Annotated in this window: 22 protein-coding genes and 1 tRNA gene; 15 read left to right on the top strand and 8 right to left on the bottom strand. The window is 67.5% G+C overall.

The window, feature by feature from the left end:
* Nucleotides 1–896: 896 nt before the first annotated feature.
* The gene (locus JFN87_RS00510; protein ID WP_209337762.1) at nt 897–1,823 is read left to right on the top strand and encodes an aminoglycoside phosphotransferase family protein; all 927 of its coding nucleotides are present in this window, start codon (nt 897–899) and stop codon (nt 1,821–1,823) included.
* A gap of 10 nt (nt 1,824–1,833) precedes the next feature.
* Here the strand turns inward: JFN87_RS00510 and JFN87_RS00515 are convergent, their stop codons facing one another.
* Nucleotides 1,834–3,213, bottom strand: a complete 1,380-nt coding sequence (locus JFN87_RS00515; protein ID WP_209337763.1) for a helix-turn-helix domain-containing protein — start codon at nt 3,211–3,213, stop codon at nt 1,834–1,836.
* Nucleotides 3,214–3,445: 232 nt separating this feature from the next.
* Between JFN87_RS00515 and JFN87_RS00520 the strand changes: the two genes are divergently transcribed.
* Genes JFN87_RS00520 through JFN87_RS00530 form a run of 3 tightly spaced genes read left to right on the top strand, consistent with a single transcriptional unit; the run spans nt 3,446 to nt 4,631 of the window.
* The gene (locus tag JFN87_RS00520; protein ID WP_307865243.1) at nt 3,446–4,045 is read left to right on the top strand and encodes a bifunctional DNA primase/polymerase; all 600 of its coding nucleotides are present in this window, start codon (nt 3,446–3,448) and stop codon (nt 4,043–4,045) included.
* The gene (locus JFN87_RS00525; RefSeq protein WP_209337765.1) at nt 4,035–4,319 is read left to right on the top strand and encodes a hypothetical protein; all 285 of its coding nucleotides are present in this window, start codon (nt 4,035–4,037) and stop codon (nt 4,317–4,319) included. Before JFN87_RS00520 ends, JFN87_RS00525 begins: the two co-directional genes overlap by 11 nt.
* An 18-nt stretch (nt 4,320–4,337) precedes the next feature.
* Complete coding sequence (locus tag JFN87_RS00530; protein WP_245178507.1) at nt 4,338–4,631, top strand: hypothetical protein; 294 nt, start codon at nt 4,338–4,340, stop codon at nt 4,629–4,631.
* A gap of 377 nt (nt 4,632–5,008) precedes the next feature.
* Here the strand turns inward: JFN87_RS00530 and JFN87_RS00535 are convergent, their stop codons facing one another.
* The 3 genes from JFN87_RS00535 to JFN87_RS00545 all read right to left on the bottom strand — a co-directional run bounded on the left by JFN87_RS00535 (nt 5,009) and on the right by JFN87_RS00545 (nt 8,116).
* A complete protein-coding gene (locus tag JFN87_RS00535) occupies nt 5,009–6,481 on the bottom strand; it encodes a P-loop ATPase, Sll1717 family (RefSeq protein WP_209337766.1) in 1,473 nt (490 codons plus the stop codon).
* A 31-nt stretch (nt 6,482–6,512) separates the two neighbouring features.
* Entirely contained in the window at nt 6,513–7,082 is a 570-nt protein-coding gene (locus JFN87_RS00540) for a DUF4145 domain-containing protein (protein WP_245178531.1), read from the bottom strand.
* 293 nt (nt 7,083–7,375) lie between these two features.
* Nucleotides 7,376–8,116 carry a GntR family transcriptional regulator gene (locus JFN87_RS00545; RefSeq protein WP_209337768.1) on the bottom strand — a complete coding sequence of 247 codons (741 nt, stop codon included), beginning with the start codon at nt 8,114–8,116 and terminating at the stop codon, nt 7,376–7,378.
* Between the two features lie 194 nt (nt 8,117–8,310).
* Here JFN87_RS00545 and JFN87_RS00550 point away from each other — a divergent pair, with 194 nt between their 5' ends.
* The 7 genes from JFN87_RS00550 to JFN87_RS00580 all read left to right on the top strand — a co-directional run bounded on the left by JFN87_RS00550 (nt 8,311) and on the right by JFN87_RS00580 (nt 13,390).
* Complete coding sequence (locus tag JFN87_RS00550) at nt 8,311–8,670, top strand: SCO3933 family regulatory protein (protein ID WP_209337769.1); 360 nt, start codon at nt 8,311–8,313, stop codon at nt 8,668–8,670.
* Nucleotides 8,667–10,064: an FtsK/SpoIIIE domain-containing protein gene (locus tag JFN87_RS00555; RefSeq protein WP_307865237.1), complete on the top strand. Its 1,398-nt coding sequence runs from the start codon at nt 8,667–8,669 to the stop codon at nt 10,062–10,064. Before JFN87_RS00550 ends, JFN87_RS00555 begins: the two co-directional genes overlap by 4 nt.
* A 12-nt stretch (nt 10,065–10,076) precedes the next feature.
* Nucleotides 10,077–10,271 carry a hypothetical protein gene (locus JFN87_RS00560; RefSeq protein WP_209337771.1) on the top strand — a complete coding sequence of 65 codons (195 nt, stop codon included), beginning with the start codon at nt 10,077–10,079 and terminating at the stop codon, nt 10,269–10,271.
* A gap of 140 nt (nt 10,272–10,411) precedes the next feature.
* On the top strand, nt 10,412–10,657 hold the full coding sequence (locus JFN87_RS00565; protein ID WP_209337772.1) for a hypothetical protein: 246 nt from the start codon (nt 10,412–10,414) through the stop codon (nt 10,655–10,657).
* Nucleotides 10,654–12,012 (top strand): replication initiator, encoded by a 1,359-nt coding sequence (locus JFN87_RS00570; protein WP_209337773.1) that lies wholly within the window; start codon nt 10,654–10,656, stop codon nt 12,010–12,012. Before JFN87_RS00565 ends, JFN87_RS00570 begins: the two co-directional genes overlap by 4 nt.
* Nucleotides 12,009–12,221 carry an excisionase family DNA-binding protein gene (locus tag JFN87_RS00575; RefSeq protein ID WP_209337774.1) on the top strand — a complete coding sequence of 71 codons (213 nt, stop codon included), beginning with the start codon at nt 12,009–12,011 and terminating at the stop codon, nt 12,219–12,221. Before JFN87_RS00570 ends, JFN87_RS00575 begins: the two co-directional genes overlap by 4 nt.
* Nucleotides 12,221–13,390, top strand: a complete 1,170-nt coding sequence (locus tag JFN87_RS00580; protein ID WP_209337775.1) for a tyrosine-type recombinase/integrase — start codon at nt 12,221–12,223, stop codon at nt 13,388–13,390. Before JFN87_RS00575 ends, JFN87_RS00580 begins: the two co-directional genes overlap by 1 nt.
* Before the next feature lie 51 nt (nt 13,391–13,441).
* On the opposite strand, the gene JFN87_RS00585 is transcribed toward JFN87_RS00580, so the two are convergent.
* Nucleotides 13,442–13,515: transfer RNA gene (locus tag JFN87_RS00585), tRNA-Gly, on the bottom strand.
* Between the two features lie 264 nt (nt 13,516–13,779).
* On the opposite strand from JFN87_RS00585, the gene JFN87_RS33355 reads away from it, so the two are divergent.
* From JFN87_RS33355 to JFN87_RS00595, 3 genes are all read left to right on the top strand, one after another.
* Nucleotides 13,780–13,962 carry a hypothetical protein gene (locus JFN87_RS33355; RefSeq protein WP_245178508.1) on the top strand — a complete coding sequence of 61 codons (183 nt, stop codon included), beginning with the start codon at nt 13,780–13,782 and terminating at the stop codon, nt 13,960–13,962.
* Nucleotides 13,963–14,042: 80 nt separating this feature from the next.
* Entirely contained in the window at nt 14,043–14,618 is a 576-nt protein-coding gene (gene dcd, locus JFN87_RS00590) for a dCTP deaminase (protein ID WP_209337776.1), read from the top strand.
* A 17-nt stretch (nt 14,619–14,635) separates the two neighbouring features.
* Complete coding sequence (locus JFN87_RS00595) at nt 14,636–15,133, top strand: phosphoribosyltransferase (protein WP_209337777.1); 498 nt, start codon at nt 14,636–14,638, stop codon at nt 15,131–15,133.
* Between the two features lie 49 nt (nt 15,134–15,182).
* Here JFN87_RS00595 and JFN87_RS00600 read toward each other — a convergent pair whose 3' ends face one another.
* The 3 genes from JFN87_RS00600 to JFN87_RS00610 all read right to left on the bottom strand — a co-directional run bounded on the left by JFN87_RS00600 (nt 15,183) and on the right by JFN87_RS00610 (nt 18,377).
* The gene (locus tag JFN87_RS00600; RefSeq protein WP_209337778.1) at nt 15,183–16,202 is read right to left on the bottom strand and encodes a Yip1 family protein; all 1,020 of its coding nucleotides are present in this window, start codon (nt 16,200–16,202) and stop codon (nt 15,183–15,185) included.
* A gap of 145 nt (nt 16,203–16,347) precedes the next feature.
* Entirely contained in the window at nt 16,348–17,796 is a 1,449-nt protein-coding gene (tnpB, locus tag JFN87_RS00605) for an IS607 family element RNA-guided endonuclease TnpB (protein ID WP_209337779.1), read from the bottom strand.
* The gene (locus JFN87_RS00610; protein WP_209337780.1) at nt 17,793–18,377 is read right to left on the bottom strand and encodes an IS607 family transposase; all 585 of its coding nucleotides are present in this window, start codon (nt 18,375–18,377) and stop codon (nt 17,793–17,795) included. Before JFN87_RS00610 ends, tnpB begins: the two co-directional genes overlap by 4 nt.
* Before the next feature lie 170 nt (nt 18,378–18,547).
* Between JFN87_RS00610 and JFN87_RS00615 the strand changes: the two genes are divergently transcribed.
* On the top strand, nt 18,548–19,144 hold the full coding sequence (locus JFN87_RS00615; RefSeq protein ID WP_209337781.1) for an RICIN domain-containing protein: 597 nt from the start codon (nt 18,548–18,550) through the stop codon (nt 19,142–19,144).
* Nucleotides 19,145–19,213 lie beyond the last annotated feature (69 nt).

Consider the following 19,213-nt stretch of genomic DNA (forward strand, 5'->3'; position numbering starts at 1 on the left):
GCGGAGCAGGCGGCCGATCAACAGCCGACCGACCCCGCCCCGTCCACGCCACGCCGGAGTGATCCGCACGCGGTCGATGATGACGACCTGGTCAGCGCTCACCAGGCACTCCTCCAGATCGGAGTGCAAGCCGAGATCTCCCGACTTGTCGAAGAGCGGTGAGAAGTGCTCGTAGTCGGCGTCGCGCGAGTCCAGCGACTCGTAGGCGTTCCCGATGCGACACAGGTCCAGCGTGAGGCCGACATTGCGAGGATCGTCAACTCCTGGCGCTCACCCCGGGACGTCTGGGCCAGCGATATGCCAGGTGCAAGGAGGCGTGCGTTGTCGGCCGCGGTCTCTTCGCCATCCGGCAGGACGGCGCGGCAACCACATTCCAGCGCCGCCGAGTCGTCGTGGGCATCCGACGCGACCAGAGTGGCGGCGCAGTCGAAACGTAACTCTAGCCGGCTGAGACACGACAGGAGTTCCACCCCGGCGGGCGTCCGTCTTGGGGCCACACGCTAGCCACGAGCGCTGTCGCACGGGAGGTGGTTCCTGGGATGGGTGGAAAACCTCTCGGCAGGGCACGGCGCAAGTGGTGCAAGGTGGTGCGCCGCGCGCCCCCGATCAGGGCATTCGTGCGAGATGGGGCACGCGGAGGGCACGGCAGGCTCCGAGAGGTCTAGACAACAAACAGCCCCGGGCCGTTGGCCTGGGGCTTTTCCTTGGAGCGGGTGACGAGAATCGAACTCGCGCTCTGAGCTTGGGAATCGCGGGCTGAAGCGCCGCTATTGATGCCCTGACCTGCACAGATGCCTGCGCGGTCGCCTCGCGCGAGCGGGGCAAATGCCCTGCTCGTGTCCGTGGCTCACCGTACGTTCTGGTGCGCGTCTGGTGCGGCGGGTACGGTCGATTGCATGACCTCGGAGGCGGCCGGCGGGCCGGTTGGACGACAGGAGTTCACGGCGGGGACGGCTGGCGCGTCGTTGCGTGAGGCGTGCGCGGCCGCCGGCGTCGACGCCTCTGGCGCAGAGCTGCTGCGGCTGGGGTCGAACGCCGTGTACCGGCTCCCGTCCGCTCCGGTTATCGTCCGCATCGCCCGTGACGTGGACGCGGCCGAGGACATGCAACGGGCGGTCGCGGTGGCGCGCTGGTTGGCGTCGCAGGACTTCCCGGCGACTCGGATACTGCCTCGCATCGAGCAGCCGCTGACTGCGGCTGGCCGGGTGGTGACGTTCTGGGAGAGCGCGCAGGAGCGCGAGGAATACGCGACGGTCGCGGAGCTGGCCGACCTGCTCAAGCGCCTGCACTGGCTGGACGAGCCGGAGACGCTGCACCTGTCGTACTTCGATCCCGTCGGCAAGCTGTGGTCATCGCTGCGCGCCATGCGCGGGGTGGCGCCCGAAGACGCGGCGTTCCTGGAGCAGCGGGTCGTACGCCTGGCCAAGGAGTACGAGCGGCTGGACTTCGTGCTCCCGTTCGGGATGATCCACGGTGACGCCAACGTGGGCAACGTGCTGCGCCACCGCGACGGGCAAGCCATCCTCATCGACCTCGACGGCTTCACTCTCGCGCCGCGGGAGTGGGACCTGATCCTGACCGCGATCTACTACGACCGCTTCGGCTGGCACACGCGCACGGAGTATGAGGGATTCGTCCACCACTACGGCTTCGACGTTATGAACTGGCCCGGGTACTCGGTCCTGGCTGACGTCCGTGAGTTGATGATGGTTCTCTGGATGGGCCAGCAGGTTGCCGACAGCGCCAAGTCAGCGGCGGAGTTCGGGCGACGGGTGGAGACGTTGCGCACGGATGGAAGCCGCAAGGAGTGGAGTCCCTTCTGAGGGCGTTGCCTCAGGCCCCCACCGCAGAGGCCAGCCACAGCCGGTTGTCGGCTGCCTGTTCCATGATGTCGCGCTGTGCCGCTGAGGGACCGAGGGCGTCGAGGTGCTGGCGGAACTCCGTGAGGTAGGCGACGCAGCGGGCCGACTTGAGCTGTTCGCCGAGGTCGAGCGCATCGAGCGCCACCCGGCACGCTTCCTCGGTGTCGCCCGCGTGCAGGTGGGCGTCCGCGAGAACCATGGTCGCGAAGAAGTCGCTCCGCACGTGGCTGCCGCTCATGGCGTTCTCGGCGTGCTCGACCGCTTGCCGGGCCCGCCGTACGTCGCGGAAGCAGTGGGCCGTCTCAGCGGCCAGCTCTGCGGCGTCGAAGTACGTGATCCACTCGGGTTCGTCGCTCGCGTTCGAGGCGTCCAGGGCCTTGGCGGCCTCGCTGAGCGCCGTCTCGGTTGCGCGGCGGTCTCCGGTGCGGGCGAGCGCGCGGGCCTCCATGGCGTGGAACTGCGCTCGTAGCGTCGGCGTGGCAACACCCGAGATGCCCATCAGGGCAGCACGGGCGAGCGTCGCGGCGTGGGTGTACTGCCCGAGGAACGTGGCCTGGTGACTCATCGCGGACAGGATGCTCCCTGCGAGCCGCCGATCGGTGCCGTCCTGGGCGAGCCGTAGCGCCTGGAGGAAGTAGCGCTGCGCGAGGCCGTGGTGTCCTGCGTCGTACGACATCCAACCGGCCAACAGCGTGGCCTCCGCGACCGTCGAGAACAGAGCTCGACCGACTGTGTCCGTGTACCGCCCCTTGAGCAGCGGGGCCACGTCTCGGCTGAGGTACTGGATGACGGACTGCCGCGCGTGGTCTCCGCCGAACTGGTCATCCAAGCCGGCGAACATGTCACTGGTCGTCTTGATCACGGACACGTCGGCCAGCCCGACCTTCGGGGCACGTTCGTTGCTGTGCGCGGTGAAGGAGGCCTCTGGCGCGACGAGCCAACGAAGTGATGCTTCGTTCCATGCCGGTTCGGACGGTTCCGCCTGGAGCAGCGGCTCGTAGCCGTTCAGATCGGCACGCCACAGGCGGTCGACCGTAGCGATAGCCACATCGGGGCTCGTGGGGTAAGCCGCGTCCAGCAGGTGCGCGTCGGTGCTGCTCAGGTGGTTGAGCCCAAGCTCGGCGGCCGACAGATCGAGCGCGGTACAGAGCAGGGGGCCGTAGAACTCATCGGGCGTGCTGTGGCCGTTCTCCCAACTGGCGATGCGCCGCTTGACGCTGGCGTCGGTGGGTAGCGCCTGGCCGTGTTGGGCGGACGCTCGCCGTAGCTCGTTGACCAGGCGGAGCTGGCTCCAACCGCGCCGAGTCCGAGCATCCCGTAACCGGCTTCCGACGGACGGCGGTGTGGCCATGCGTCTGTACCTCCCCGAGGGTCCGCATACGAGGCCCGTTTCTGCGCTGCTCACCAACTCTACGTAACCGGACGGACACTTGAACACCCTGTTTGGCGCTCACAAGCGGGCCAGGGCCGATGACGGGTGCTGACGCGCGCCTCGCCACCTCGTCATCCCTCGTCACCTCTCGTCATCTCCCCAGCTCAGGGCCGAGACAGGAGTCTGTTCGTACGGCGGCCGAACCGGGCCGATAGAGAAGCGTCCGACCGAGGTGGATGACGTGCAGAGGATGACCAAGCGGGGCATGCAGTGGCTGTCCGCTGTCGCCGAGGACCCCGAACTGTGCCGTAAGTACTGGGCGGACGACCTTCGGCGTCCGTACGCCCTGCCCGTCGGTGTGGCCTTCGAGATGGTGGTGACAGACCAGCGTCTCGGCGTCGAGGTCTTCGACCAACTGGAGCGCAGGAACATGCCGGTCGGGCCGGTGATGGCCGACCGAGGGAGTAGGCAGGTGGGATTCTTCCTGCCGCTCAAAGCCCGGGACCGCTTCGCCCGGCTCGTCGGCCGGGAGACGGACACGCCCCCGGCGTACCGTTACCTGGACCGCGGCTCGCACGTCGTCGTCCCGGGCCCGATCCCCATGGCGGACGACCGCTACCAGTGGCTGCGCGCGCCCAACCGTCGGCCCGAAAGCAGCCCGCTGCGCACCGCTTCCCTGGCCGTGATGCTGGTCGCCTCCGCTGTCCTGCTGGAGCGAGCCGACCACTACGGCGAGCACTGCGCCGATGTCCAGGCCGTGAACGGCGGGCCGGCCGAAGTGGGAGAGCAGGTGGTCGGCCGTGCCGAATGACGACGAACGTTCGGATGCGGCGCACTGGTCGCCGCTGGACACGGAGGAGTGGTACGCGGCGCGGGCGGCCGCCTCCTCGCTGAGGGACATCCTGACGGCGGCGGGCATGGCAAGGGACTTCCCTTACCTGCGTGCCGACCTCAACGCCTTCGGGCACGGCCTCATCGACCTGGGGCGCATTTCTCCGGCTACCGCCGAACGCCTGGCCGAACTCGTACGTCGGGCTTTGCGCTGCGAATGCGACACGGGCGAGACCCGCCGCACCTCGAACTGATCGACAGGGAGAACCAAGATGGCAGACCTCATGGACCCGCGCCGCGTCGTCGCTCGACGTGCAGAGAACCTGTCCGAAGCGCGGCCGTACGTGCGAGGTTGGGGGCAGGCCAAGCGAGCAGCGGAAGCGCTGGCGCAGCAGCTCCGAGCTGCGGGCCTGGAGACGGACTTCCCCGGCCTCAAGGCTGACGTGTCGGTCTTCGGGGACGGCCTGGTCTGCCTGGGCACCCTCGGCCCGGACGCGGCCGAACTGCTGGCGCGCCTGGTCGCCGTTGGCCTCTCCGCGGAGATGGCCGAACGGGCGGCCGGGTGATCGAACCGCCCAGACGCCCCGGCGTCATAGACACCGACTGACGAGAGCCTCACTCCGCCGAAACTGGCGCAGCGGGGCTTTCGCGTGTCTGGACTCGTGTGGCGCAGCCGCGCCCGGCGGCCGGCCGGGACCGGCGCCCCAGCGCCGCAGCCCGGACGAGTCGCTGGGCCAATAGAGCCGGACCTCATCTTCCCGAAGCAGTGCGGGCAGGGAGCGATCTGCGGTTCAAGGGAAGCCAAGCCTTGTGCGGGGCTGTCGACTGGCTACCCACTCCTGACACGGCCCCTTCGTCCCGAGCTTGGGCAGCACAGTCCGCCGTCGAGGGCCGTTGTCAAGCGGCTGCGGTAGTGATGGTTTTCAACTTCAGACAGTGGCAATTAAGCTACATTGAAGGTCTTCCAAAGACCTGGATGTAGCTGCATTCCGTCGTCGTAGACCAAGGCGGCTTGAGGATTACGGAATTTGAACCTAAAGTATTGCTCATACCCTCCAGCGGGCCCGCCCGAAACGTTGCCCAAAAATCCGCTATCGAACATGGCGGAAAGCACCTTCTCAGGGTCAATTCTTCCCTTGAAGCGATGGTCTCGCTGCACCACGTCGACAAGTTCTTGATGTGTGAACTGTCGCTTTCGTAGCGTTCCGAGCAGCTCTTCGATGCGTCGAATATCTTCCTGCTGGAAATAAGTCGAGAGCGCGTCTCGCATCTCTCCGATGAAGTAGCTGCTGGAGTACTCGGCGACACCTGCTAGGATGCTAGCGTTCGGAATTTTTCCAGCCTGCTCCACGTGGCTCTGGATAACTTTCAGAAGCTGCAGGAGATCCCTGGGCGTGTGGCGCGTCTGGAGCAACAGAAATTCAATTGCGTCTCTGTTGGAAATTCGTTCGGGGAAAAATTCATCGAAGACATTGGAACAGTTAGGGTCGACTAGTCTTGCCCGCAGGTTCGCCAGCCGGACAAGGTGCGTCGCTCGAAAATCTCGCGTGTTCTGATACCAATTCAACTCTAGTCCATCATCGCGCCGAATTTTTCCCGCTCGTGGAAGGGATAGGCGCGCGTACAAATCTGTCCTGCAGCAGACGATAATCTTGACGGGACTCTCGCTTGAAACGAATAGATCGTTTAGGTCGGCTGCTGCCTGAATTAGGCCTCCAAGCAAGGCCGCCCTGCCTTCTTGAACAATGGAGGCGTCGTCCAGTCCATCAATAAAAATGTAGTGCTGTCGCGAACTGTTGAAGCATGATACTTCATGCTTTAGATACAAGATCCAGTCTTCGAGTCTGCTCGCATCGGTGCTGCGGATGCTACCGGTAGACGGCAATGAAGTACCAAGCGGGTCAACATTACTCGTGCGCAGTCGTTTCATGGCTGCGGGACTTTGAGGTGTGACTCCCGCTCTTTGGAGCTGCTCATGGGCGGCGTTGACACTTTCTCTGTGCGCCTTATCTGCCTGGGCATCCTGCGCCAATTGAGAGACGATATGGATCAGTAGGTGGAGTTCCCAGACCCATTGGTGGCGAATGTGGGGATCAATGGCCTCTGGAACGACTCTTCTGAATTCCTTCAAAGAAAGTCGGTCTACGTGAATTGGGGCTGGAGCGGAATAACGCCCTGGGGAATCCTGTGCGATCAACTGCAACCGTCCACCAATGGCAGATTTTCCTGATCCTTTATAGCCAAGGATGAGAAACTCGTGCGAATTGAGTACGCTCTCCTCGATCCTTCCAAGGTCGTAAAATCCTTCTCGCAGTAGCCGTGGAGATCGAGTGTACTCGCGACCTGAATCAGAGTATCCGAAGTCGAACTTGCGAAAATCGCCGGTTGCCATGGCGAGAATCTCCTTGTGGGTCATTTGGCGTTTGTTTTTCGATCCACTTTGTGGCTTACGGATTTGTCGAGCTCTGTTGGCGATTAAGGCGCTGCTGACGGGCACGTTCCACCCGGGCAGGCGATTGATAGACTTCAAGAAGTACCTCGTCCATCAACGTTAGAATCTCCGCCGTTTCCTCGTAAGAGAATGGGCCGCTCAGGATGTCGCCATGCGCTACGTCATTTCCACCCAACCGAACCTCGTGTGCGGCCTCTTTGATGTGCTCTCGAATAAGCCCGGAAGTGTGCATCTGGTCGATTTTTGAATAGAGATTTCCGCTCCCAATTCCCTTGTCCTTGGCTGTGGCCTCAATTACCGCTCGGGCAAGAACAACTGCACCTCTGCCGGCATTTACAGACAGGCTGTCGTGTGCCTCTATGGCGAGCGATGCAATCTCGACAGGTACGTCGGGGAATTCCTTCTGAGTGCCTGCTCTGGGCAGCCACTTTTCAGGCCCCTCCCCGTCTATGCTTCCGTAGCGGATAAGAAGATTTCTACAGTGATCGCATTGGTGCGCTTGAGAGTACGTTTCTCGCTCGAAGTCTGCTCCGCCTTGGTAGGCAGTGCCGCCCCATAGACTCATGTTGGCCACTCGGCCGCACCATCCACACGTCGTGCTCGTCATGTAGTGAGGCTATCGACCTGCGCCGGGTAGTACCTGTCATATGTCGGAAGTTGACCGCAGACCGTCGCAGCCGCGACGTAGTCCTTTCCGGACGACAGGCGACCGACTGCCGTGAGCGCGGTACGGACTCCAGCTGGGCTGGAGCGGGGCGGAGACAGGAGCGCAGGTCCGGCCGGGAGTCGGGTCACGCGCGGGGAGCGGAGCGAGCCGCCTTGAAGACGTAGAGAAAGTTTGAGCCACGCAACCCGACGTCAGAGGTTGTAGCTGAGCTCCAAGTCGTCTCCGGGCAGTTGGAACTCCTCCAGGGCCAGCGGCTTGCCCTCTCCGTTCAGCGTGACCCGGAGGATGTGCAGCAGCGGGACTCCGTCGGAGAGGCGCAAGGCTTCGGCCTCGTCGGGGAGCGGCATGCGGGTGCGCAGGTACTCCGTGAACCGGAGGTCGTGACCGAGGTCCCTGAGTGCGCCGTAGAGCTGGGGGACTGGCGGGGGTGCCTCCTCCTCGTACTTCGTGTCGAGGAGGACCGAGAACGGCACGTGTGTGCGGTGGAGTTGGCGAAGGCGGCCCCGGTCGGCGGTCTGCAACGCGTCGTACGTGTACATGGGCTCGCCCGGCGGGATGTTCAGCAGGTCCGCGAGCGCTAGCGGGGCGTCGGTGCGGGTGACTGCGGGTTCCTCGGCGTCCGTCCAGCGCAGTCCGTCGGCCTCGACGTAGCGGCCGTTGGCGTCGCTGCGGACGCCCCGGGGGCGCGTGTAGCTCGGGCGTGAGTGGGGCGAGCGGACGAACATGCCGCGGCCCATCATGACCTCGACCAGTCCGGCGGCCCGCAGCTCAGCGATGCCCTGGCGCACGGTCGGCCTGGTCACCCCGAACTGCTTGGCCAGCACCTCTTCCGACGGCAGCGGTTGGCCGGCCGGGTAGGTGCCTTCCAGGATGCCCGCGCGCAGGTGCTCTGCGATCTGCCGGTACTTGGCGGGCGTTCGCTCGGGTGGCATCGCGTCTCCGTTGATCCTCTGGCCTGTCGCGGCTGGTTCTCGTGCTGCCCACGGTCGGGGACAGCATCTCTCACGCCATCACGCTTGACAACCCGTAGTACGGGTTGCACTCTTGTCATCGCTACCCGTACTACGGGTGGATGCCTTCCCGTAGTGAAGCTCTACGGGCCGATGGATCAAAGGAGTTGTAAGCAGTGGCAAGCCTTCCGATCGATACGAGCAAGTTCACGGGGATCTTCTGTGCGGTGCCTCCGGCCCCGCGCGTCGCCAACCGGGAGACGGGGCAGGTGCGCGTCGACCGCGTGACCGGGCAGACCGTGTATCAGGTCGGCCTGTGCCTGATGTCCGGTGCGACCGCCGAGGTGGTCAACGTCAGCGTGGCCGGTGAGCCGCACGGCGTGCAGCTCGGCATGCCGGTACAGGTCCGCGATCTGGTGGCCACCCCGTGGGAGAACGACGGCCGACACGGCGTCGCCTTCCGGGCGGCCGAGATCAAGGCACTTTCCGCCTCGCCGTCGTCCGGTGGCGCGGCGGGCAAGGGCGGTGCGCAGTGATCGGTCTTGCCGTGCAGTCCTCGGCGCAGGGGCCCGGCATAGCGCTGGTGGTGCTGGCGGCTCTGGCGCTGGGGCTCTTGGTGGGCGCTCCGGTGCTTCGTCGCCATTGTCCGGTCGCCTGGTGGTACTTCGTCGGTTTCCCGTGTGCCTGGGTGCGGCTGGCGCGGACATGGCGTCCGCTGATGGCCGGGTGCGGGCTGGCCGTGAGCCGAAAGGCGGCCCTCGTCGTGGTTTCCGGGCTCGTTGGCAAGGGAGCGCCGCCTCCTCAGCCGAGGGTTCCCGCCCGTGGTGTGCTGCATCCGACGGCCGGTGGCTTCTGGTTCCTGGTGCGGCTGTTGCCGGGACAGGTGCCCGACTCATTCGCCAAGGCGGCTCCCGCCATGGCGGAGGGCTGGCAGGTGCACGCAGTACGCGTCACTGCCCACCGGCCCGGTGTCGTGCGTGTTGTGGCCTCAGCCACCGATCCACTCCGCGAGCCGCGCATACCTCGGCATCAGGAATCTGGTCGTCTCCTGCGGGTAGCGGTGGGGGCTCTGGAGACTGGCGCGCAGTGGGTGATCGACCTTCGGGAAGTGCCGCACTGGTTGGTCGTGGGTGCCACTCGATCCGGCAAGTCGACGCTCATCAACGCTCTGGTGGCCGGCCTGGCGCCGCAGCCGGTCGCGCTGGTCGGTGTCGACTGCAAGGGCGGCATGGAACTGTCCCTCTACGGCCCTCGGTTGTCGGCTCTTGCGACCGATCGGCGGCAGGCGGTCAAGCTGTTGTCGGCGCTCGTAGACCTGACGCTCGACCGGATGGCGGTCTGCCGGACGGCACACGTCCGGAACATCTGGGGACTGCCCGAAGAGGACCGGCCGACACCCGTAGTGGTGATCGTTGACGAGATCGCAGAGCTCTTTCTCCTCGCCAACCGCAGCGAGAAGGACGAAGCGCAGGCGGCCGGTACGGCGCTGATTCGGCTGGCTCAACTGGGCGCAGCGCTCGGGGTGTTCCTCGTTGTGGCCGGGCAGCGCGTCGGTTCCGACCTCGGCCCGGGAGTCACCGCGCTGCGCGCACAGCTCGGCGGCCGTGTCTGCCATCGGGTGGCCGATCCGGGTACGGCGGAAATGGCGCTCGGGGACCTCAACCCCGATGCCATCAAGGCGGCCCAAGCCATCCGGCCCGATCAGGCCGGTACGGCCGTCCTGGCGTCCGGCGACGGCTGGGAGCGGGCCCGGTCGCATCTCGTCTCGGAGACGCAGGCTGAGGCGACCGCGGCCGAGTACGCGCACCTGACCCCTTACCTCCCCGAACTGGCCGACTTCTTCGGCTCTCCCTCCGCCGGGCCTGCTGTGCACCTGGAACGGCTCGACGGCGACAACCCCGACAGCAAGAACCCCCGCGACCACACATGAGAGGTGTACGCCGTGCTCGTCACCATGTCGGCCGCGCTGCTGCTCGGCCTCCTGATCTGGTTCCTGCTGCGCATCCGCTACCTGCGGTGGGTGGAGTTCCTGCTCTGCTCGGTCTTCGGCTTCCTCGTCGCTACGACCGCAGCAGCACCGGTCATCCGCACCGCACTGGAGGGGGTGAGCGGCTTCCTCGGCCATCTCCACTTCTGACCGGCTACGAAACGAGGCAGGTTCACATGCCCGTATTCCTCGTCTCCAACGGCCTCCGACGGGGCGCGAAGTCGCCAAACCCGACCCCGCCGGAAGCCCACTCCAACCGCCACATGAGCAGCAAAAGGAGCACTCACACTTTGACCAACCCCAACCACTCGCGCAAATCTCCGCCCCTTCGTTGTGCACTGCGGGAATGGGAGCACCCCACCTGCGTCGGTCGACCGGAAGTCGTTCTGGTCAGCCGGGATGCCACCGAGCAGCGGCTCTGCCCGGCGCACGCCGCCGCCCTCTGGCTGACCGACCCGACGCTCAGGTTCAGCGCCAAGACCCGTCCGGAAGCCATCGCCACCGTGATGGCCCACGCCTTCGGAGGTGGCCGATGAACGCCACACCGAACGCCGTGACCGCGCTCGTCGAGCGAGCGTCGGCAGGTGACTTCACCTCCTGGTACGGCGGCATCGTCCGCCTGGACGGTTGCACCAACCCCGTCCACCTGGTCGGAAGTGCCACCCTCTTCGATGCCACGACCGGGGAGGCCCTGTACTCCTTCTCGTCCGAGGAGCGCGGCGGGCGGTTGCTCACAGCCTGTGGAAACCGGCGGGCGAGCGTCTGCCCGACCTGTGCCGCGCTCTACCGTGCGGACACGTACCAGCTCATCCGCGCCGGCCTGGTCGGCGGCAAAGGGACTGCGGCGACGGTCGGCGGACACCCGCGCGTCTTCGCGACCCTCACCGCGCCCGGCTTCGGTGCGGTCCACACCCGCCGGGAACACGACGGCCGCGTGCGGCCCTGTCGGCCTCGGCGCACGTCGGGACGGTGCCAGCATGGCGCGCTCGTCGGGTGCAACGTGCGCCATGGCGGGGACGACGCCCGACTCGGGGAACCGCTGTGCCCGCGCTGCTACGACTACGCGGGGGCAGTGCTCTGGCAGGCGCACGCGGGTCAGCTCTGGCACCGCTTCGCGTTGGAGCTGCGCCGTGAGATCGCCCGACGGGTCGGACTCAGCCGGACCGACCTCGGCCGTCGGCTCCGCCTCTCTTACGCGAAGGTGGCCGAGTACCAGCGGCGTGGCCTGATCCACTTCCACGCCGTCATCCGACTCGACGGCCCGGACGGACCCGACTCGGCACCACCGACCTGGGCGACTACCCGACTGCTGACCGACGCTGTTCGGGAGGCGGCCGGTCGGGTCCGTCTCATCGCGCCGGGCAGTGCGGTGATCGGGCCGCGTGTGCTGCGGTTCGGGCAGCAGATCGACGTACGACCCATCGCTGAGTTCGGCGCGGGCGAACGTCTGACGTCGGCGGCTGTGGCCGCGTACATCGCCAAGTACGCGACGAAGGGTGCGGAAGCGGCCGGCGCGGTCGACACCCGGATTCGGCATGCGGCCGATTTCGCAGTGCTGCCCGTGCGGGCACACACGCTCCGCATGATCAGTACCTGTTGGTGGCTGGGCGCGCTGCCCGACTTCGAGCCTCTGGGGCTACGGCGCTGGGCCCACATGCTCGGCTACGGCGGCCACTTCTCCACCAAGTCACGGCGCTACTCGACCACGTTGACGGCACTCCGTGCGGCTCGCGCTGAGCACCGCGCCGAACAGCAGCGTGCCGCGCTCGGTCTGGCTGATCGGCCCACCGTCACCGTGGGGCACTGGGCCTTCGCCGGACGTGGCTACGCCCTGGACGAAGCGCTCATCGCGGCGGGCATCAGGGCGGCGAAGCGGGAGGCGCGGGCATGAGCGAACGCCTCCTCTCCGTACCCGAAGTCGCCGAGCGTCTGGGCACCACCCAGCGCTTTCCGCGACGGCTGATCGCCGAGCGACGCATCGTCTTCGTGCGCGTGGGCCGTCACGTTCGCATCCCTGAAAAAGCAGTCAGCGACTTCATCAACCGCAACACCATTCCGGCCGCAGGTCGCCGAGGTCGTCGGCGCGGGAGGGCTGCCTGATGGCGAACAAGAAAGGCCGGCGGCGCCGGTTCGGCTCCGTGCGGCAGTACCGCTCCGGTCGCTGGACCGCCGCCTACCTCGACCCGCAGGGTCAGGAGCGCAGGGCACCCGAGACCTTCGCGACCAAGGGCGACGCCGAGGTGTGGCTCTCTCAGGTGGAGGCCGACCTTACCCGCGGAGACTGGGAGGACCCTGACGCCGGAGCGGTCAACTTCGCCGAGTACGCGGGGCGGTGGGTGAACGAGCGTGGACTCGCCCCCACCACGGATGAGCTGTACCGGCGGCTGCTCCGGCTCCACGTCCTGCCCACCTTCGGCACGGTCGACCTGGACGAGATCACGGCGCCCCGCGTCCGAGCGTGGCGCGCTGAGCGGTTGGAGGCCACGCAGGCACCTACGACGGTTGCCAAGGCGTACCGGCTGCTGAAGGCGGTCCTGGAAACGGCCGTGGACGACGAGCTGATCCGGCGCAACCCGTGCCGGATCAAGGGTGCGGGCAAGGAGTCCGCAGCCGAGCGGCGTATCGCGACCGTCCCCCAGGTCGACGCCCTTGCCTCGGCCCTCGGGCCCCGGTGGCGGCTGATGGTCTACCTCGGCGCGTACGGTCCGCTGAGGCCCGAGGAACAGGCGGGGCTCCGCCGGCGTGACGTCGACCTCGACGCCATGACTGTGCGAGTCCGGCTCGCTGCGCCGGAACTGACCACGGGGCGCCGGGCGGAAGGGCCCACCAAGTCCGAGGCCGGTACCCGTCTCGTCGTGCTGCCGCGGTTCCTGCGCATCGAGGTGCGGCGGCATCTGGACTGGTACGCCCAGGAGGGGCCGGACGGGTTGCTGTTCGTGGGGGAGAAGGGCAAGCCGTTCCGGCGCTCGACGTTCGGGCGGAAGTGGCGCAAGGCGCGGACGGTGGTCGGGCTGCCGGAGACATTCCGCTTCTACGACCTTCGGCACACCGGGCACACGCTCGCGACCCGGTCCGGTGCCACGCTCAAGGACACGATGGTGCGCGCCGGGCAGTCCTCCGAGCGGGCCGCGCTCATGTATCAGCACTCGGACGACGAGCGACAGCAGGAAGTTGCAGCCGGGCTGGACGAGCTGGTGCGCGTCGAGCGTAAGAAGCTGCGGAAGGATCCGCCCGGCCCTTCTGGTGCGGATCTGGTGCAAGACGCTTAGAGAGGTCTAGACAACACGAAAGCCCCGGGCCGTTGGCCTGGGGCTTTTCTTTGGAGCGGGTGACGAGAATCGAACTCGCGCTCTGAGCTTGGGAAGCTCATGTTCTACCATTAAACTACACCCGCACATCGACGCCGCGTCCGAAGATCGCCTCGTCGTATCTGCTCGTACTCTACCTCATCCTCCCGCCCCCGGTGCAGCGCGCCGGGGCTTGTCGTGTTGCCTGGGTTGCGGGGGTTTCTGGGGGACTCGCGGGGTTCTTCGGCGTGCGTACGTGCGCGTGGGTGGCGGGAGTTGGGGCGTAGCGTGTGTGTCGGAGTGCCGGGGGGCTCGGCGTCCTGGTCATCCCCTAATGTGGCGTTCGTCCGCGTTTTTGGGGAAGGGACCTGATGGACTTGATGGAGCGCACCGTCGTCCGCTGTGCCGATGGTCATGTGTTCAGCACCACGTCGTTCCCGCTGCAGCATCTCGACGCCGGGAGGATCGGGCCCGGGCGGCTCATCCGGTGTCCTCGGTGTGCGCGGCTGCGCCATGCCGTGCCTGTGCCCGGGGCGCGGCGCGAGCAGGGTTAGCGGCCGGCGGCGCACGTGGGGAACGGGTGCGCGGGGCGGCCGGTCACGGGCGGCCCGCGCACCCCCCGTATCCTCGGGGCGTGCTCCTCTCCGACAAGGACATCCGCGCCGAGCTCGACTCAGGCAACGTCCGCCTCGAACCGTACGACCCCTCGATGGTCCAGCCATCCAGCATCGACGTCCGGCTCGACCGGTACTTCCGGGTCTTCGAGAACCATCTGTACCCCCACATCGACCCCGCCGTGGAGCAGTCCGGCCTCACCCGCCTCGTCGAGCCCGAGGGCGATGACGCGTTCATCCTGCACCCGGGGGAGTTCGTGCTCGCCTCGACGTACGAGGTGATCTCGCTGCCCGACGGCATCGCCTCGCGGCTAGAGGGGAAGTCGAGCCTGGGGCGGCTCGGGCTCGTGACGCATTCGACGGCCGGGTTCATCGACCCCGGGTTCTCCGGGCACGTCACGCTCGAGCTGTCGAACATGGCCACCCTGCCCATCAAGCTGTGGCCTGGCATGAAGATCGGGCAGCTCTGCCTCTTCCGGCTCAGCTCACCCGCCGAGTTCCCGTACGGGTCGAAGCGTGCCGGGTCGCGTTACCAGGGGCAGCGCGGGCCGACGGCCTCGCGCTCCTATCTCAATTTCCACCGGACCCAAGTCTGAGGTTGGGAGTCGCAGGCGTGAGCCAGTCCAGGGAGGACCTCTCCTACGAGCGGTTCGGCGTCGCCGTGCGCGAGCTCGCGCAGGCCGTCGCAGACGACGGGTACGAGCCGGACATAATCCTCTCCATCGCCCGCGGCGGCGTCTTCGTCGCCGGCGGCCTCGCGTACGCGCTGGACTGCAAGAACATCCACCTCGTCAACGTGGAGTTCTACACCGGCGTGGGGACGACGCTCGCCATGCCGGTCATGCTGGCGCCCGTGCCGAACGTCGTCGACTTCAGCGACAAGCGCGTCCTGATCACGGATGACGTCGCCGACAGCGGCAAGACGCTCAAGCTCGTGCACGACTTCTGCCGGGAGCACGTCGCCGAGGTGCGCAGCGCCGTCATCTACGAGAAGTCCGCGTCGCAGGTGAAGTGCGAGTACGTGTGGAAGCGCACGGACCAGTGGATCAACTTCCCGTGGAGCGTTCAGCCGCCTGTCGTGCGGCGGTCCGGGCAGGTTTTGGACGCCTGAGGCCGGAGGGGCCCGGGAGGCCACGCGCAGGCCCGGGGGCGTCCGTGCGTCAGAACGTGCCCAGCTTCAGCAGTGACAGCAGCGCAAGCAGCTCGATCGCCGACGCGCCCAGCGCCTTGGGCCACGGCAGGTCGTGCGACTTGCGGACCATCGACGTCATCAGCGCGCCCGCGAGCAGCCAGGTCAGCCAGCCGAGGATCTGCACGAAGCCGTTGTCGCCGCCGAGGAACGCGGCGAAGACCAGCCTCGGCACGTCCGTCACGGACATGATCAGCATCGAGAGGCCGACCGTCGGCTGCCACGATCCGTCGCCGCCCAGCTGCCGTGCCACCGTGTGGGTGACGGCGCCGAGGATGAGGCTGCCGATGACGAACGCGACGCCTGTGAACAGGACGTACGGGAGGGCCATCGAGAACGCGGACGAGATGACGTCGTGCCGCGCGTCATCGAACCCGAACAGCGCCAGCATGCCGTAGATCAGGGTGACGATGATCGCGGGGCCCCAGACGGGGTAGTCCCGCATCTGGAGGAACGTCTGGCTCGGGCGCATCACGATGCCGGTCAGCAGGTCGCGCCAGGCGAGCCGGGGGCCGCTGGGGACGGGCGCCGCGCCGGCGCGGTACGTGGCGCCGTCGCCGTACGGGTCGTCGCTGACGCGGAAGACCTGGGTGTGGCCCGGGTTGTTCGCGTGCGGGTTGGGGTCAGCGGAGGGTATGCCGCCCTGCATCGGGCCGCCGCCCCCCTGCATCGGGCCGCCCTGCATCGGGCCGCCGTTCTGCGGCTGGGAGTGCGGGGCGTAGGGGTCCCCGGGTCCGTACGGGTCCTGCGGCGCGTAGGGGGCCTGCTGGTACGGGCCCTGCTGCCGGTACGGGTCGTCCTGGTACGGCTGTGGCCTCGGCTCGCCGAAGTACTCGGGTTCGCCGCTGTACTGTCCGCCGCCCGCTCCCGCCGGGGGCCACTGCGCCGCCTGCGGGCCGGCGTAGGGACGCGGCGGCTGCTGCCGTCGCGCTCGCGGTTGCTGTCGCGGGTCGCGGTTGTCCCGGCCGCGTCCGTTCCTGAATCCAGCCACGCTCTCGAAAGTACCCGGTCGCGCCGGCGCGGGCGGCCGGGGGAGGCGAACGTGCATGCCATTGGGGCTGTCCTGTGACATCCGTTGCTGAGACCGTGGTCAGGTGTCAGCATTCCGGGCATTTCTGCTCGGAAGGTCCGTCTCTTTACCAGAGCGTGAGTGCTTCGGTGTGAGGACGGTCTCTCGTTTCTGTCTGCCGTTGGTGCGGCAGGGTTGCGCCACCTGCCCGCCCCGCGCTCGCCGTGCGGGTGGTGCGGGTCTTGCGGTCGGCTCCACGAGGTTTCAACGCCGCCGGGGCGGTGTCCTGGTCTCCGGCCACTCCGGTACCAGTTACTGCGTTCGCCGCGAGGGCGGCGAGGTTGAGTGCGGCATTGTCGTCCCGGTCGATGACCAGGCCGCAGGCGTCGCAGGTGTAGGTCCGCATGTGCAGCGGCAGCTTGGCTTTCACCGCGCCGCACCCGGAACAGGTCTTGGAAGAGGGATACCAGCGGTCCGCCACGATCACGCGGGTGGCATGGCGTCGGCGGGTTTTGTAGTCGAGCTGGCGGCTGATTTCACCGAAGCCGGCGTCGGCGATGCGGCGGGCCAGGCGCCGGTTTCTGAGCATGCCGGCGACATGCAGGTCTTCGACCACGATGGTGCCGTACTCGGCCGCCACCGAGGTGGTGAGTTTGTGCAGGGCATCGGTGCGCAGGTTCGCGACCCGGTGGTGGATCTTGTTGCGGGTGGCGTTGGCCTTCTCCCAGCGTCGGGACGGTTTGCCTCCGGTGCGCCGGTCGGGGCCCTGGCGGCGGGAGACGGTGCGGGAGGCGCGGCGCAGCAGCTTCAGCGCGGCCTCGTAGTGGCGGGGGTTGGGCACGGTGCGGATCTCGCCGGTCGAGTCGGCCAGCACCGCGAGGGTCTTCACCCCGAGGTCGATACCGACCGCCACGTCCGGCCGGGCGACCCGTTCGAGGTCGCGCTTGACTTCAACCTGGAATGAGGCGAACCAGCGTCCACGTTCGTGACGGACGGTCGCCGACAGGATCCGGGCCGTCCCCGCCTGAACGTGGGTGAGGAGGTCGCAGGTGGGCTCGTGGGTGCGGATCCTTCCCAGCCTCGGCAGGGTGATGTGACGGCCATCCACGTCCACCCGGATCGTGCCGGTGGTGAACCGGCACGCAAGACGTGCCTTCCGCTTCGACTTGAACCGCGGCGGGCCTACCCGCTTGCCGCGCCGCTTGCCGTTCTTCGACTTGGCGTAGTTGTCGAACGCCGCCGACGCGTTCGCGAGGCCGGTGTTGTATGCCTCCTTCGAGTTCTCCTCCCACCAGGCAGCGAACCTCGGATCAGTGTGCTTGGCTTCGTTGAACCTCTTCCGCAGTGTGGGCAGCGACCATGGCCGCCATGCGGTCAACTCCTTCTCGGGGGTGCCGTAGGTCTCCTCCGCGCGGCGCTGCCACCACGACGCCTCGACCCAGCCGACAGCCCAGTTGTACGCGGCACGTGCCGCACCGCAGTGTGAACCCAGTGCGGCCTCCTGCCGGGCGTTCGGGTCCAACGCGTATCGGTAGGCCTGCACCACAAAACCGGGCTGCGGCTTGAATTTCCTCACGAGGTGGCCTTGCCGGTCGCCACGGCCACCGCGCGGGCGGCCTTGTTCTTCGCCGCGCCTGGCCCGCACAGGCGGGCGCACATCGAGGTGAGCGCCTCGGTGATGTCCCGCACCAGGTCGTCGGTCGTCTCGGTGGGGTCGAGGACGACCAGGCGCCTGCCGGATGCGGACAGGACGGCTTCGAGATGCTCGACGCCGAAGGAGGCCAGCCGGTCACGGTGCTCGACCACGATCACCGACGTCAGCGGATCGGACAGCAGGCGGTGCAGCTTGCGCCGCCGCCCGTTCAGCCCCGAACCGACCTCCGTGACGACCTGCGCAACTGGCAGGCCGAGCCCGTTCGCACCGGCCACGACCCGGGCCCCCTGCCGCTCAAGATCCTCTTTCTGGTCACCGGACGACACGCGGCAGTACGCCACCACCCGCCCCAAGGCCGCAGAGACAGCCGGAGCAGGCTCGGTTACCAGCCAGGTTCCCGACGGCGCCTGGCGGACCGGAACGGGCATCTTCCCGTCCCTCACCCAACGCCACGCAGTCTGGTAACTCACGCCCTGCTGCCGCGCCCACTCCGAAAGCTTCACCAAAACAAGGTATTCGATGTATACGGCTAGGAATGCTCATAAATGACTAGAAAATCTGTAGCAGCATTCGCCCCTAGGGGGCATCAGTGGGGCTGCTCGGCGCCGTCCTTCGGCGCTTGCGGTGACGGTGAGATTACGTTGGGTGCCCGTCACCGTTCTCTGGAGGTCCCATGCCATCCGTACGGTCCGCCGTCGCCTCCGCGCTGGCCGCGCCCGCCCTTCTGCTGTGCCTCACGACGCCCGCGGCCGCCGCGCAGGCGGGCACGGTGCAGGACGGCACCTACTACGTCAAGGACGTGGCGTCCGGCCGGTGCCTTGCCGGGACGCGGCTGGAGACCTGCGGCGTCGACGGCACCGAGTGGGTCCTGCGCAACCACGCGGACGGCACCGTCCAGTTCGTCCGGCCGGGGCCGGACAGCCGCTGCCTGTCGATGCCGCGGACGCTGGGCTACCCGGCGCCCGTGCGGGTGGACGCCTGCGGGTCGGCGCCCAGTCAATCCGCGAGCGGTGAGGCCGGTACGGACGCCGCCGGCGACGACGCCGCCGACGACGCCGCCGTGGACGACAACGCCGCCGACGCCTCCGGCGCCGTGCCCACGGGGCGCGCCGAGCGCGCCGACCGGTGGCGCATCGAGGGGTGGCCCGACGGGCCCGTCACCATCGCGCACGCCTACCCGCCCGCCGGGCGCCTCGTCGTTCAGGGTTCCTCCGTACGGGTCAGCAACAACAGTTCGGCCATGTGGGTGTTCCTGCCCGTCGATGCGTGATCCCCGGAAGAGCGTCATCCACGGGAATCACGCACGAGGGGCCCGAGGCGCCGGTGAGCGTCTCGGGCC

This window comes from Streptomyces montanisoli (assembly GCF_017813245.1).
GTDB lineage: Bacteria > Actinomycetota > Actinomycetes > Streptomycetales > Streptomycetaceae > Streptomyces > Streptomyces montanisoli.

What these genes read in the sequence shown, in the direction of transcription:
- JFN87_RS00530 (WP_245178507.1), top strand. Translation starts at nt 4,338, where the DNA reads ATGGCAGACCTCATGGACCCGCGCCGCGTCGTCGCTCGACGTGCAGAG.
- JFN87_RS00570 (WP_209337773.1), top strand. Translation starts at nt 10,654, where the DNA reads ATGAACGCCACACCGAACGCCGTGACCGCGCTCGTCGAGCGAGCGTCG.
- JFN87_RS00545 (WP_209337768.1), bottom strand. Translation starts at nt 8,116, where the DNA reads ATGCCACCCGAGCGAACGCCCGCCAAGTACCGGCAGATCGCAGAGCAC.
- JFN87_RS00515 (WP_209337763.1), bottom strand. Translation starts at nt 3,213, where the DNA reads ATGGCCACACCGCCGTCCGTCGGAAGCCGGTTACGGGATGCTCGGACT.
- JFN87_RS00580 (WP_209337775.1), top strand. Translation starts at nt 12,221, where the DNA reads ATGGCGAACAAGAAAGGCCGGCGGCGCCGGTTCGGCTCCGTGCGGCAG.
- JFN87_RS00575 (WP_209337774.1), top strand. Translation starts at nt 12,009, where the DNA reads ATGAGCGAACGCCTCCTCTCCGTACCCGAAGTCGCCGAGCGTCTGGGC.
- JFN87_RS00615 (WP_209337781.1), top strand. Translation starts at nt 18,548, where the DNA reads ATGCCATCCGTACGGTCCGCCGTCGCCTCCGCGCTGGCCGCGCCCGCC.
- JFN87_RS00510 (WP_209337762.1), top strand. Translation starts at nt 897, where the DNA reads ATGACCTCGGAGGCGGCCGGCGGGCCGGTTGGACGACAGGAGTTCACG.
- JFN87_RS00535 (WP_209337766.1), bottom strand. Translation starts at nt 6,481, where the DNA reads ATGACCCACAAGGAGATTCTCGCCATGGCAACCGGCGATTTTCGCAAG.
- JFN87_RS33355 (WP_245178508.1), top strand. Translation starts at nt 13,780, where the DNA reads ATGGACTTGATGGAGCGCACCGTCGTCCGCTGTGCCGATGGTCATGTG.
- JFN87_RS00540 (WP_245178531.1), bottom strand. Translation starts at nt 7,082, where the DNA reads ATGAGTCTATGGGGCGGCACTGCCTACCAAGGCGGAGCAGACTTCGAG.